Raw genomic sequence first — 13,076 nt, 5'->3', positions numbered from 1 at the left:
CACAGAGCAATGCAGTCATGAGCCCCAGTTACAGCATCTCCGATCTGGCGCGCGAGCTGGATATCACCACCCGCGCAATCCGCTTTTACGAAGAGCAAGGCCTGCTCAGTCCCGAACGGCGTGGCCAGGAGCGCATTTACTCCGGCAAGGACAAGGTCGCCCTGAAGCTGATTCTGCGTGGCAAGCGCATCGGCTTTTCCCTGGCTGAGTGCCGGGAACTGATCGGTTTGTATGACCCGACAGCCGGCAACCAGAAGCAGCTCAATACCATGCTCGGCAAGCTGGCCGAACGTCGCGCACAACTGGAACAGCAGATGCTGGACATCCAGCAAATGCAGCTGGAACTGGATACCGCTGAAGAGCGTTGCCGTGCTGCGCTGGAAGAAACACTTAAAAAACAATCTATTAACTAAACAAATTAATCCACTTTTGCAGAGGTGAAATCATGTCCTTCCCGTCCCTGAACTTCGGTCTTGGTGAAACCAACGACATGCTGCGCGACTCGGTCTACCAGTTTGCGCAAGCCGAACTGGCACCCCGCGCAGCACAGATCGACAGCAGCAACGAGTTTCCCATGGACATGTGGCGCAAGTTCGGTGACATGGGCCTGCTGGGCATGACCGTGAAGGAAGAATACGGCGGCACCGACATGGGTTACCTGGCCCACGTGATCGCCATGGAAGAGATCAGCCGCGCTTCGGCTTCGGTCGGCCTGTCCTACGGCGCCCACTCCAACCTCTGCGTCAACCAGATCCACAAGAACGGCACCCACGAGCAGAAGCTCAAGTACCTGCCCAAGTTGTGCAGCGGTGAGCATATCGGCGCCCTGGCCATGAGCGAGCCGAATGCCGGCTCCGACGTGGTGTCGATGAAGCTGCGCGCCGAGCGCAAAGGCGACCACTACGTGCTGAACGGCAACAAGATGTGGATCACCAATGGCCCGGACGCCCACACCTACGTGATCTACGCCAAGACCGATGTGAATGCCGGTTCCAAAGGCATGACCGCCTTTATCGTCGAACGCGATTTCAAGGGTTTCTCCCGCCACCAGAAGCTCGACAAGCTCGGCATGCGCGGCTCCAACACCTGCGAACTGGTGTTCCAGGACTGCGAAGTGCCGGCGGAAAACATCCTTGGTGCAGAAGGTCGTGGCGTAGCCGTACTGATGAGCGGTCTGGATTTCGAGCGCACCGTGCTTTCCGGCGGCCCCACCGGGATCATGACCGCCTGCATGGACGTGGTCCTGCCGTACATTCACGAACGCCGCCAATTCAACCAGTCGATCGGTGAATTCCAGCTGGTGCAGGGCAAGGTCGCCGACATGTACGCCGGCATGAACGCCTCCAAGTCCTACCTGTACAACGTGGCCAAGGCCTGTGATCGCGGTGAAGAATCGCGCAAGGACGCCGCTGCGGTAATTCTCTACACCGCCGAAATGGCTACCAGGATGGCGCTGGATACCATCCAGTTGCTCGGCGGCAACGGCTACACCAACGAGTACCCGGCTGGCCGCCTGTTGCGCGACGCCAAGCTCTACGAGATCGGCGCCGGCACCAGCGAAGTACGCCGCATGCTGATCGGCCGCGAGCTGTTCAACGAAACCAAATAGCTCAGGACGCAGGGTGGGCTTCAGCCCAACGCTGCCAGCGTACTGGTGGGCTGAAGCCCACCCTACGAAAGACACTGTACGGGATCAGAAATGACCATTCTCAGCACCCAGATCAACACCCGCAGCCCCGAGTTCGCCAACAACAGCGCGGCCATGCTCGAGCAGGTCGTGCAACTGCGCGCCCTGCTCGCCCGTGCTCACGAAGGCGGCGGCGAGAAGGCCCAGGCACGGCACGTCGCGCGCGGCAAGTTGCTGCCGCGTGACCGTATCAACTGTCTGCTGGATGCCGGCTCGCCGTTTCTCGAGATTGGCCAGCTGGCCGCCCACGAGGTGTATGGCGAGGACGTACCAGCCGCTGGCGTGGTTGCCGGTATAGGCCGGGTGGAAGGTGTCGAGTGCATGATTCTGGCCAACGATGCCACGGTCAAAGGCGGCAGCTACTACCCGCTGACGGTGAAAAAGCACCTGCGCGCGCAGACCATCGCCCGCGAAAACCGCCTGCCGTGTATCTATCTGGTGGATTCGGGCGGCGGCAACCTGCCGCGGCAGGACGAGGTATTCCCCGATCGCGAGCACTTCGGGCATATCTTCTTCAATCAGGCCAACATGAGTGCCATGGGCATCCCGCAGATTGCCGTGGTCATGGGCTCCTGCACCGCTGGCGGTGCCTATGTGCCGGCCATGGCCGACGAGTCGATCATGGTGCGCAACCAGGCCACCATCTTCCTCGCCGGGCCGCCGCTGGTGCGCGCGGCCACCGGTGAAGTGGTGACTGCAGAAGAACTCGGTGGCGCCGATGTGCACTGCAAAATCTCCGGGGTGGCCGACCATTACGCCGAAGACGATGAACACGCCCTGGCCCTGGCCCGGCGCTGCATCGCCAACCTCAACTGGCGCAAGCTGGGCGTGGTCAACAGCAAAGTGCCGGTTCTGCCACGCTATGCCGCCGAGGAAATCTACGGAGTGATTCCGGCCGACGCCAAACAGCCCTATGACGTGCGCGAAGTGATAGCGCGCATTGTTGATGACTCGGTATTCGACGAGTTCAAGGCGCTGTTCGGCGCCACTCTGGTGTGCGGCTTCGCCCATATCAACGGCTACCCCATCGCCATTCTGGCCAACAACGGCATCCTGTTTGCCGAGTCGGCGCAGAAAGGCGCGCACTTTATCGAGCTGGCTTGTCAGCGCGGTATTCCGCTGCTGTTTCTGCAGAACATCACCGGCTTTATGGTCGGGCAAAAATACGAAGCCGGCGGCATCGCCAAACACGGTGCCAAGCTGGTGACGGCGGTGGCCTGCGCCAAGGTGCCGAAGTTCACCGTGATCATCGGCGGCAGCTTCGGTGCCGGCAACTACGGCATGTGCGGCCGCGCCTACGACCCGCGCTTTCTGTGGATGTGGCCGAATGCGCGCATCTCCATTATGGGCGGCGAACAGGCCGCCGGCGTACTGGTGCAGGTCAAGCGCGAGCAACTGGAGCGGGCCGGAGAAACCTTGTCTGCCGAGGAAGAAGCGAAGATCAAGCAGCCAATCCTTGAGCAGTACGAGCGCCAGGGTCATCCCTACTACTCCAGCGCCCGTTTGTGGGACGACGGTGTCATCGACCCGGCACAAACCCGCGAAGTCCTGGCCCTGGCGCTCTCGGCCAGCCTCAATGCCCCGATCGAGCCGACCACCTTCGGCGTGTTCCGCATGTAACGGATGTCTGTAGGGTGGGCTTCAGCCCACCAGTGATATGCACAACAAGCGGTGGGCTGAAGCCCACCCTACCGAGTTCCGAGAGCCTGAGCACATGACTGACTACCAGAACATCGAGCTGGAAACCGACAGCCGTGGCATCGCCACCCTGTGGTTGAACCGCCCGGAAAAGAACAACGCCTTCAACAGCGCCACCATCAGCGAACTGATTCTGGCCCTGGACCAGGTGGCGGCCGATCCGGCCGTGCGCCTGCTGCTGCTGCGCGGTCGCGGCAAGCACTTCTGCGCCGGCGGCGACCTGGGCTGGATGCAGGAAGCCGCCACCCTGGATTTCAACGGCAACCTGGCCGATGCGCGCAATCTGGCCGAGCTGCTGTACAACCTTTATCAGCTGAAGAAGCCGACACTGGCTGTGGTGCAAGGTGCCGCCTTTGGTGGCGCAGTGGGCCTGGTCAGCTGCTGTGATATGGCTATCGGTGCCGATACCGCGCTGTTCAGCCTGTCCGAAGTGCGTATCGGCCTGATGCCGGCAACCATCAGTCCGTTCGTGGTCAAGGCCATGGGCGAACGCGCCGCGCGGCGCTACTCGATGACCGCCGAGCGTTTTGACGGCCGCAAAGCGGCCGAACTGGGCCTGCTCAGCGAGGCCTACCCGGCCGAAGAACTGGAGGCGCAACTCGCTGGCTGGATCAGCAATCTGCTGCTCAACAGCCCGCAGGCCATGGTCGCTTGCAAGGCGCTGTACAACGAAGTGGCCGCCGGTGAACTGACCCCCGGCCTGCGCCGCTCAACCGAAAGCGCCATTGCGCGCATCCGCGTCAGCGCCGAAGGCCAGGAAGGGCTGCATGCCTTTCTGGAAAAGCGCAAACCATCCTGGCAGGAGCAATAACCGATGATTACCACTCTTCTGGTGGCCAACCGCGGCGAAATCGCCTGCCGCGTGATGCGTACCGCCAAGGCCATGGGCCTGACTACCGTGGCGGTTCACAGCGCCATCGACAGCCATGCCCGGCATGTGCGTGAAGCGGATATCGCGATCAACCTCGGCGGCGCGAAACCGGCTGACAGCTACCTGCTGGTAGACAAGATTATCGCCGCAGCCAAAGCCAGCGGCGCCCAGGCCATTCACCCGGGTTACGGTTTTCTCTCGGAAAACGCCGGTTTTGCCCGGGCCATCGAAGCCGCCGGACTGGTGTTTCTTGGCCCTCCGGCCAGTTCGATTGACGCCATGGGCAGCAAATCCGCCGCCAAATCCCTGATGGAACAAGCCGGGGTGCCGCTGGTACCTGGTTACCACGGCGAGGCCCAGGATCTGCAAACCTTCCGCGCCGCCTGCGAAAAAATCGGCTACCCGGTGCTGCTCAAGGCCACTGCCGGCGGTGGCGGCAAGGGCATGAAGGTGGCGGAAAGCGAAGCGCAGCTGATCGAGTGCCTGGAGTCGGCGCAGCGCGAGGCACTGTCCGCTTTTGGCGACTCACGCATGCTGGTGGAAAAGTACGTGCTGCAACCGCGCCACGTAGAAATCCAGGTATTCGCCGATCAACACGGCAACTGCCTGTACCTGAATGAGCGCGATTGCTCGATCCAGCGTCGCCACCAGAAGGTGGTCGAAGAAGCCCCGGCACCGGGCCTGACGCCAGAGTTGCGTCGTGCCATGGGTGAGGCCGCGGTGAAAGCCGCACAAGCCATCGGCTATGTCGGCGCCGGCACCGTGGAGTTTTTGCTGGATGCCCGTGGCCAGTTCTTCTTTATGGAGATGAACACCCGCCTGCAAGTGGAGCACCCGGTGACCGAAGCCATCACCGGCCTCGACCTGGTGGCCTGGCAGATTCGCGTGGCCCGTGGCGAAGCGCTGCCGATCAGCCAAGAACAGGTGCCACTCAATGGCCATGCGATTGAAGTGCGCCTGTATGCCGAAGACCCGGCCAATGACTTCCTGCCCGCCTCCGGCCACTTGGACCTGTACCGCGAATCCAACCCCGGCCCCGGTCGTCGCGTGGATAGCGGCGTCGAGCAAGGTGACGAGATTTCGCCCTTCTACGACCCGATGCTCGGCAAACTGATTGCCTGGGGCGAGAACCGCGAGGAAGCCCGCCAGCGTTTGCTGGCCATGGTCAGGGAAACCGCCGTGGGTGGTTTCAGGACCAACCTGCTGTTCTTGCAGCGCATCCTCGCCCACCCGGCCTTTGCCGGGGCTGAGCTGGATACCGGCTTTATCGAGCGGCATCAGGCGGTCCTGCTGCCCGAGCCCGTCACCCTGCCCGCCGCCTTCTGGAATCTGGCCGCCGAAGCCATGCGCCAGAGCCAGGCGCAACGCCAGCGCAGTGACGACCTGCACTCGTCCTGGGCGAGCAATAGCGGCTGGCGTGCCGGCGGCCCGACGGAAATCAATCTGCACCTGCAATGCAATGGCGAGCAGCAACAGGTGCGCCTGCGCCATAACGCACCCGGCCTGATCCAGTTGCACGGTGATTTCCTGCAGGTCGAGCAGGACGGTTTGCGCAGCCAGCACCTGGCGATTCGTCGCGGCGACAATCTGTATCTGCAATGGCAAGACGAGTTGCTCTGCGTGCAGTGCTACGACCCCATTGCCGCGGCCGAAGCCAGCCATCATCAGCACGGCGGCATGACTGCACCGATGAACGGCAGCATCGTGCGCATCCTGGTGGAAGTCGGCCAGGCGGTGGAGGCCGGTACCGCGCTGGTGGTGCTGGAGGCGATGAAGATGGAGCACAGCATCCGCGCCGCCGAAGCCGGTGTGGTCAAGGCGCTGTATTGCAGTGAAGGCGAACTGGTCAACGAAGGCACCACCCTGGTGGAGCTTGAATCTGCCTAAAACCGTTTTACGCTGATGGCTCCCGTACTCCAGCGTGGGAGCCTGGCCGGTGACGCTCTGCGTTACGCTGTTGTGGCGTGGACGCCAGAGCGTCAAGAGCTGCGTTCCCACGCAGAGCGTGGGAACGATCAAACTACAGTTACGTAGGGTGGGCTTCAGCCCACCACTTGAATCCGGTGGGCTGCAGCCCACCCTACGGAGAAATGGATATGCCATTGCCCAGTAACGTCCGCCTGGTTGAAGTTGGCCCGCGTGATGGCCTGCAAAACGAGAAACAGCCGATCAGCGTGGCCGACAAGGTGCGTCTGGTCGATGACCTGAGCAGCGCCGGGCTGAGCTATATCGAAGTCGGCAGTTTTGTCTCGCCCAAGTGGGTGCCGCAAATGGCCGGCAGCGCCGAGGTGTTCGCACAAATCCAGCAACAGCCGGGCATCACCTATGCCGCCTTGACCCCCAACCTCAAGGGCTTTGAAGGCGCGCTGGCCGCCGGCGTGAAAGAAGTCGCGGTGTTCGCCGCCGCCTCTGAAGCCTTCTCGCAAAAGAACATCAATTGCTCGATCAGCGAAAGCCTCGAGCGCTTCGTACCGGTGATGGAGGCCGCCAAGGCCAATGGCATCCGCGTACGTGGTTATGTCTCCTGTGTGCTCGGTTGCCCTTATGACGGCGCCATCGACCCGCAACAAGTCGCCCATGTCGCCGCCGAGCTGTTTGCCATGGGCTGCTATGAAGTCTCGCTGGGCGACACCATCGGCACCGGCACCCCCGGCGCGACCCGCCAGCTGATCGACGTGGTGAGTGCAAGGATTCCCCGGGACAAGCTGGCCGGGCACTTCCACGACACCTACGGTCAGGCACTGGCGAATATCTACGCCAGCTTGCTGGAAGGCGTCAGCGTGTTCGACAGCTCGGTCGCCGGCCTCGGTGGCTGCCCTTACGCCAAGGGCGCCAGCGGCAATGTCTCGACTGAGGACGTGCTCTACATGCTCAACGGTTTGGGTATAAATACCGGTATCGATCTGGATCAGCTGATCAGCGCCGGGCAACGCATCTGCACTCTGCTCGGCCGCGACAACGGCTCGCGGGTGGCGCGGGCTCGCCAGCACTGATTGAATTCGTAGGGTGGGCTTCAGCCCACCCGCATTAGCTACACGGTGGGCTGAAGCCCACCCTACCAACGAGGCGCTCCATGAATAAAATCTACCCGGATGCAGCCACCGCCCTCGACGGGCTGGTGGAAGACGGCATGACCCTGGCCGTCGGCGGTTTTGGCCTGTGCGGCATTCCCGAGGCGCTGATTGCGGCATTGCGCGATAGCGGCAAGAAGAACCTCACTGTGATCAGCAACAACGCCGGTGTCGATGGTTTTGGCCTCGGCCAACTGCTGACCACGCGGCAGATCAGCAAGATGATTTCCTCCTATGTGGGCGAGAACAAGGAGTTTGAGCGCCAGTACCTGGCTGGCGAATTGAAACTGGACTTCACCCCACAAGGCACCCTGGCGGAAAAACTACGGGCCGGTGGCGCCGGAATTCCGGCCTTTTACACCAAAACCGGCTACGGCACCCTGGTTGCCGAGGGCAAGGAAACCCGCCAGTTCAATGGCGAGTGGTACGTCATGGAGCACTCGCTGACTGCCGACGTTTCCCTGGTCAAAGCCAGGAAGGCCGACAAATCCGGCAACCTGCTGTTCAACAAGACCGCGCGCAACTTCAACCCGCTGGCGGCCATGGCCGGCAAGGTCTGCGTGGTTGAGGTGGAAGAAATTGTCGAGACCGGCAGCTTCGAACCGGATCAGGTGCATCTGCCGGGCGTCTACGTGCAGCGCCTGGTGCTCAATGCCCAGTCGGAAAAGCGTATCGAACAACGTACTGTAAGGAGCGCATGAGATGGCCTGGACTCGTGAACAAATGGCCCAGCGTGCCGCACAGGAATTGCAGGACGGCTTCTACGTCAACCTCGGCATCGGCCTGCCGACCCTGGTCGCCAACTACATCCCCGAGGGTATGGATGTCTGGCTGCAGAGCGAAAACGGCCTGCTCGGCATTGGCCCCTTCCCCCGTGAAGAGGAAGTCGACGCCGACCTGATCAACGCCGGCAAGCAGACCATCACCACCCTGCCCGGCAGCAGCTTTTTCAACAGTGCCGACTCCTTCGCCATGATCCGCGGCGGGCATATCAACCTGTCGATCCTCGGCGCCATGCAGGTGTCGGAACAGGGCGACCTGGCCAACTGGATGATCCCCGGCAAGATGGTCAAGGGCATGGGCGGCGCCATGGATCTGGTAGCCGGGGTCAAGCGCGTGGTGGTGCTGATGGAGCACACGGCCAAAGGTGGCGCACACAAGATTCTGCGCAACTGCGACCTGCCGCTGACCGGCGTGAAAGTCGTCAGCCGCATCATCACCGACCTGGCCGTGCTGGATGTGACTGCCAAGGGGCTGCAACTGGTGGAACTGGCTGATGGCGTCAGTTTCGATGAACTGCAAGCAGCGACCGGTTGCCCGATCAACCGGTAGTGAAGCAACTGTGCCTGGGGCGGCGACTCAACGCGAAAATGCCAGAAGGTCGCGCCGGGTCGGCGTTCCCACATGGATGCTTGCAATACATGCAGCGTTAACGGGGTAGCTGGCACAATGCTGAACAGTAGTTCCAAGCCCTGCTGAACAACCTGTAGCGGAGAATGACTGATGGCCAAGGCAATGGCCCGCCATATCCTGGTCAAGACTGAGGCCGAGGCCAGCGCCCTGAAGAAGCGGATTGCCGCCGGCGAAGCGTTTGACCTGCTGGCGCGCAAGTACTCGAGCTGTCCCTCCGGCAAGCGTGGCGGTGATCTGGGCGAGGTACGCCCCGGGCAGATGGTGCGCGCCGTGGATCAGGTGATTTTCAAAAAGCCGCTGCGTGAGGTGCACGGGCCGGTCAAGTCGCAGTTTGGTTATCACCTGATCCAGGTGTTTTTCCGTGAGTGAGCCACAACGCATGGCCAGCGCAGCGCAGCTTGCAGCCTATTGCCTGAGCCTGCCCGGAGCGCGCAGCGACTTCAAATGGGGCGGCGTGCAGGTGTTTTCCATCGCCGGCAACAAGATGTTTGCCCTGCTCGACCTGCACGGCAGCGGCAATCTGGCGTTCAAGGTGGATGACGACCTGTTTCTTGGCTATTGCGACAGGCCGGGCATGCGCCCTGCCCCCTATCTGGCCCGCGCGCACTGGATCAGCCTGACGCCGCCCTATCAGGCCAGTGCTGACGAACTGCAGCAACTGCTGCGCCGCTCCCATCAGCTGGTGGTGCAGCGCCTGCCGAAAATACGGCGGATTGGCCTGTTGCTCGACGAAGATCAGCACCAATAGTCATCTCGCGGATGCCCTGAAGGCTGCAAACGGCTACAATCGCGCCCCTTTGCGCAGCCGCGCCCCGTTTTTCAGGATCCAGATTGTGATTTCAACAGCCAACATAACCATGCAGTTCGGTGCCAAACCGTTATTCGAGAACGTTTCCGTCAAGTTCAATAACGGCAACCGTTACGGCCTGATCGGTGCCAATGGTTGCGGCAAGTCGACTTTCATGAAAATCCTGGGTGGCGATCTGGAGCCCTCCGGCGGTCAGGTCATGCTTGAGCCCAACGTCCGTCTGGGCAAGCTGCGTCAGGACCAGTTTGCCTACGAAGACTTCAACGTGATCGACACCGTGATCATGGGCCACGAGGCGTTGTGGAAGGTCAAGGCCGAGCGTGACCGCATCTATTCCTTGCCGGAAATGAGCGAAGCCGACGGCATGGCCGTGGCCGAACTGGAAACCGAGTTCGCTGAAATGGACGGCTACACCGCCGAATCACGTGCCGGCGAATTGCTGCTGGGTCTGGGCATTGGCGTCGAACAACACTTCGGCCCGATGAGCGAAGTCTCCCCCGGCTGGAAGCTGCGCGTGCTGCTGGCCCAGGCGCTGTTCTCCGATCCGGATGTGCTGCTGCTCGATGAGCCGACCAACCACCTGGACATCAACACCATCCGCTGGCTGGAAAACATCCTCACCCAGCGCAACAGCACCATGGTGATCATTTCCCACGACCGCCACTTCCTCAACAGCGTGTGCACACACATGGCGGATCTGGATTATTGCGAGCTGCGCCTGTTCCCCGGCAATTACGACGAGTACATGACCGCGGCCACCCAGTCACGCGAGCAACTGCTGTCGGACAACGCCAAGAAGAAAGCACAGATTTCCGAGCTGCAAAGCTTTGTCAGCCGCTTCTCGGCCAACGCCTCCAAGGCCAAACAGGCCACCTCGCGCGCCAAACAGATCGACAAGATCCAGCTGGCCGAAGTCAAACCGTCCAGCCGCATCAGCCCGTTCATCCGCTTCGAGCAAACCAAGAAGTTGCACCGCCAGGCCGTGACCATCGAGCGGATGTCCAAAGGCTTTGATGGCAAGACGCTATTCCAGAACTTCAGTTTTACCGTGGAAGCCGGTGAGCGCGTGGCCATCATCGGCCCCAACGGCATCGGCAAGACCACCCTGTTGCGCACGCTGGTCGGCGAACTGTTTCCTGACAGTGGCTCGGTGAAATGGACCGAGAGCGCGGAAGTCGGTTACTACGCCCAGGACCATGCGGATGAGTTCGAAGACGAGGCCACGCTGTTCGAATGGATGGGCCGCTGGACCCAGGGTGGCGAGCAACTGGTGCGCGGCACCCTCGGGCGCATGCTGTTCTCCAACGATGAAATCCTCAAATCGGTCAAGGTGATCTCCGGTGGTGAACAGGGCCGCATGCTGTTCGGCAAACTGATCCTGCAAAAGCCCAATGTGCTGGTCATGGATGAGCCGACCAATCACCTGGATATGGAATCCATCGAGGCACTCAACCTGGCGCTGGAGAACTATCCGGGCACGCTGATCTTCGTCAGCCACGACCGTGAGTTCGTCGGCTCGCTGGCCACCCGCATCATTGAACTCAGCAACAACGGCGTGACCGACTTCAGCGGCACCTACGACGACTATCTGCGCAGTCAGGGTGTGCTGGTTTAAGGCTTGCCCTGTGCTGACAAGGGTGGGCTGAAGTCCACCCTGCGGCCCATAAAAGAAACGCAGATAGCAAAAAGCCCCGGACCAGCTGGGGCTTTTTATTGAGCAGTCGAACCGCATCACTGCGGTCGACTGCTCAGGGGATATTACTTGCTCTGTGCTTCGACGCTGGCTTCAACGCGGCGGTTCAGCGCGCGGCCTTCGGCCGTGTCGTTGCTGGCAACCGGATCGCTTTCGCCTTCACCAACTGCGCTGACGCGATCGGCCGCAACACCGTACTCATCAACCATCACTTGCCGCACTGCATCGGCACGCCGCTGCGATAGCTGCTGGTTGTAGGCTTCGCTGCCGACGGAGTCGGTGTAACCTTCAACCGTGGTAGTGGTTTGCGGGTACTGATTCATGAAATCGGCAACCGTCTTGATTTCCGCGTAGCTGTCCTGCTTGACCGCTGACTTGTCGAAGTCGAACTTGACGTCCAGCTCGACGCGCACAGCTTCGGCAGCGGCAGGGCAACCATCGGCATCCACCGTCACGTTGGCTTCGGTATCCGGGCACTGGTCGGCGTTGTCACAGACACCGTCATTATCGTCGTCGTTACATACTGCTGGAGCGGGTGCTGGCTCAACTTTCTTGCCTGCGCCACCGAAATTGACGCCAACCGCCAGGCCAGCCATGTATTCAGTGTCGCCACGATCCATGTTGTACATGCCGGTCACGCCAGCATCGGCAAACAGGTTTTCCGTGAAGTAGTACTTCAGGCCGGTACCGATATTGATGTAGCTGCTCTTGTCGCGGCCACCACGGTTATCCTGGCCGATGCTCTGATGCGCCACACCGGAAGAAATGTACGGCCGCAGGCTGTCACCCAGAGTACCGAAGTGATAGGTAGCATCAAGGCCGCCCAGTTCGCCATGTATATCCTTATGGCTGTTCTGCCCGTCGATATTGTCATAGGTGCCATAGTTCAGGCCCAAGGTGACATCATCCGTCAGGTAGTAACTTACGGCGCCACCCAACAAGGTGCCGTTGGAGCCGATATCGCGGGAACTGTCTGGCACATAGTATTTGCCAAAACCGCTCACTTCCACGGCACCCTTGCCTTGCGCATGAGCACCAATGGAAACAGCTACCACCAAGGTACCGATAACCATGCTTGCGGAGTTTTTAAATTGCATTGCAGACTTCCCGTAATAGTGAATCGCTGACTGTTCGTGGTGAACCGCGCATCAAACCGATGAATACTAGCAACAGGCTATCACTGCCATCAAGGACTATCATCCTCCGTGGCGAAGTTGCTACGTAGCCGGTCCAGTGCGCGTTTGTAGCGCATTTTGGTGGCACTCAGGCCCATGTTCATGATGCCGGCAATTTCCTGAAACTCGAGTTCGGCAACAAAGCGCAGTACCAGAATTTCCCGATCGATCGGGTTGACATGTACCAGCCAGCGATCAAGACCTCCCTGCTCTTCACTTTTTGGCGCGAACTCTTCCGAGGCCTCATCCAGCGGCTCCTGCGCCAGAGCATCGGCAAGCCGGCGCTTGCGTCGATCCTTGCGGTACTGCGTGGTGCACTCGTTGAAGGTAATGCTGTAAAGCCAGGTCTTGAACTTGGATTTACCCTCGAAATTCTTCAGCCCGTATAACACCTTGAGCATGACTTCCTGGCAGACATCATCCGCATCCCGCTCGTTACCCAGATAACGCGAACAGACATTGAACAATGTGCGCTGATAACGGCGCATCAGCTCTTCATAAGCCCTGGTTACATGGAAAAGCTCGACGCGCGCGCGCTCAACCAACTCTTCATCAGAAAGTTCGCTCGGGTTGTAGCGGACAGGCAGGGTTTGTGGCTGTTTCAAAAGATATTGGGCCGACAGTCTGTGCGGGATTAATCAGATCCGGTAAATGCCTTCA

13 protein-coding genes are annotated in these 13,076 nt (G+C 60.6%); 11 read left to right on the top strand and 2 right to left on the bottom strand.

All coding sequences use genetic code 11. The annotated features are described in order from the left end of the window. Positions 1-17 precede the first annotated feature (17 nt). From BLT89_RS07455 to BLT89_RS07405, 11 genes are all read left to right on the top strand, one after another. Positions 18-413, top strand: coding sequence for a MerR family transcriptional regulator (locus BLT89_RS07455; RefSeq protein ID WP_090193883.1), 396 nt, complete (start codon positions 18-20; stop codon positions 411-413). Between the two features lie 32 nt (positions 414-445). Further along, entirely contained in the window at positions 446-1,609 is a 1,164-nt protein-coding gene (locus BLT89_RS07450; protein ID WP_090193882.1) for an isovaleryl-CoA dehydrogenase, read from the top strand. Between the two features lie 90 nt (positions 1,610-1,699). Continuing rightward, complete coding sequence (locus tag BLT89_RS07445) at positions 1,700-3,307, top strand: carboxyl transferase domain-containing protein (protein WP_090193880.1); 1,608 nt, start codon at positions 1,700-1,702, stop codon at positions 3,305-3,307. A 94-nt stretch (positions 3,308-3,401) separates the two neighbouring features. Further along, positions 3,402-4,196 carry a gamma-carboxygeranoyl-CoA hydratase gene (locus BLT89_RS07440; protein ID WP_090193878.1) on the top strand — a complete coding sequence of 265 codons (795 nt, stop codon included), beginning with the start codon at positions 3,402-3,404 and terminating at the stop codon, positions 4,194-4,196. Positions 4,197-4,199: 3 nt separating this feature from the next. Further along, entirely contained in the window at positions 4,200-6,143 is a 1,944-nt protein-coding gene (locus BLT89_RS07435) for an acetyl/propionyl/methylcrotonyl-CoA carboxylase subunit alpha (protein ID WP_090193877.1), read from the top strand. 209 nt (positions 6,144-6,352) lie between these two features. Continuing rightward, the gene (locus tag BLT89_RS07430; protein ID WP_090193876.1) at positions 6,353-7,249 is read left to right on the top strand and encodes a hydroxymethylglutaryl-CoA lyase; all 897 of its coding nucleotides are present in this window, start codon (positions 6,353-6,355) and stop codon (positions 7,247-7,249) included. An 80-nt stretch (positions 7,250-7,329) separates the two neighbouring features. After that, positions 7,330-8,028 carry a CoA transferase subunit A gene (locus BLT89_RS07425; protein WP_090193874.1) on the top strand — a complete coding sequence of 233 codons (699 nt, stop codon included), beginning with the start codon at positions 7,330-7,332 and terminating at the stop codon, positions 8,026-8,028. A gap of 1 nt (position 8,029) precedes the next feature. After that, positions 8,030-8,659 (top strand): CoA transferase subunit B, encoded by a 630-nt coding sequence (locus BLT89_RS07420; RefSeq protein WP_090193872.1) that lies wholly within the window; start codon positions 8,030-8,032, stop codon positions 8,657-8,659. Positions 8,660-8,830: 171 nt separating this feature from the next. Further along, a complete protein-coding gene (locus BLT89_RS07415; protein WP_090193870.1) occupies positions 8,831-9,109 on the top strand; it encodes a peptidylprolyl isomerase in 279 nt (92 codons plus the stop codon). A gap of 10 nt (positions 9,110-9,119) precedes the next feature. Then, positions 9,120-9,488 carry an MmcQ/YjbR family DNA-binding protein gene (locus BLT89_RS07410; protein WP_090193868.1) on the top strand — a complete coding sequence of 123 codons (369 nt, stop codon included), beginning with the start codon at positions 9,120-9,122 and terminating at the stop codon, positions 9,486-9,488. An 85-nt stretch (positions 9,489-9,573) separates the two neighbouring features. Continuing rightward, on the top strand, positions 9,574-11,163 hold the full coding sequence (locus tag BLT89_RS07405) for an ABC-F family ATPase (protein WP_090193866.1): 1,590 nt from the start codon (positions 9,574-9,576) through the stop codon (positions 11,161-11,163). Between the two features lie 143 nt (positions 11,164-11,306). Here BLT89_RS07405 and BLT89_RS07400 read toward each other — a convergent pair whose 3' ends face one another. Then, the gene (locus tag BLT89_RS07400; protein WP_090193864.1) at positions 11,307-12,338 is read right to left on the bottom strand and encodes an OmpA family protein; all 1,032 of its coding nucleotides are present in this window, start codon (positions 12,336-12,338) and stop codon (positions 11,307-11,309) included. A gap of 89 nt (positions 12,339-12,427) precedes the next feature. Continuing rightward, entirely contained in the window at positions 12,428-13,021 is a 594-nt protein-coding gene (gene sigX, locus BLT89_RS07395) for an RNA polymerase sigma factor SigX (protein ID WP_090193863.1), read from the bottom strand. Between the last annotated feature and the right edge of the window lie 55 nt (positions 13,022-13,076).

Source organism: Pseudomonas pohangensis, assembly GCF_900105995.1.
Taxonomy (GTDB): Bacteria; Pseudomonadota; Gammaproteobacteria; order Pseudomonadales; family Pseudomonadaceae; genus Aquipseudomonas; species Aquipseudomonas pohangensis.
The sequence above is the reverse complement of the archived record's forward strand: the minus strand, read 5'-3'. Positions and strand labels throughout refer to the sequence as shown.

Coding starts and splice junctions, on each gene's coding strand:
- BLT89_RS07455 (WP_090193883.1), top strand. CDS start 18: ATGAGCCCCAGTTACAGCATCTCCGATCTGGCGCGCGAGCTGGATATC.
- BLT89_RS07450 (WP_090193882.1), top strand. CDS start 446: ATGTCCTTCCCGTCCCTGAACTTCGGTCTTGGTGAAACCAACGACATG.
- BLT89_RS07445 (WP_090193880.1), top strand. CDS start 1,700: ATGACCATTCTCAGCACCCAGATCAACACCCGCAGCCCCGAGTTCGCC.
- BLT89_RS07440 (WP_090193878.1), top strand. CDS start 3,402: ATGACTGACTACCAGAACATCGAGCTGGAAACCGACAGCCGTGGCATC.
- BLT89_RS07435 (WP_090193877.1), top strand. CDS start 4,200: ATGATTACCACTCTTCTGGTGGCCAACCGCGGCGAAATCGCCTGCCGC.
- BLT89_RS07430 (WP_090193876.1), top strand. CDS start 6,353: ATGCCATTGCCCAGTAACGTCCGCCTGGTTGAAGTTGGCCCGCGTGAT.
- BLT89_RS07425 (WP_090193874.1), top strand. CDS start 7,330: ATGAATAAAATCTACCCGGATGCAGCCACCGCCCTCGACGGGCTGGTG.
- BLT89_RS07420 (WP_090193872.1), top strand. CDS start 8,030: ATGGCCTGGACTCGTGAACAAATGGCCCAGCGTGCCGCACAGGAATTG.
- BLT89_RS07415 (WP_090193870.1), top strand. CDS start 8,831: ATGGCCAAGGCAATGGCCCGCCATATCCTGGTCAAGACTGAGGCCGAG.
- BLT89_RS07410 (WP_090193868.1), top strand. CDS start 9,120: ATGGCCAGCGCAGCGCAGCTTGCAGCCTATTGCCTGAGCCTGCCCGGA.
- BLT89_RS07400 (WP_090193864.1), bottom strand. CDS start 12,338: ATGCAATTTAAAAACTCCGCAAGCATGGTTATCGGTACCTTGGTGGTA.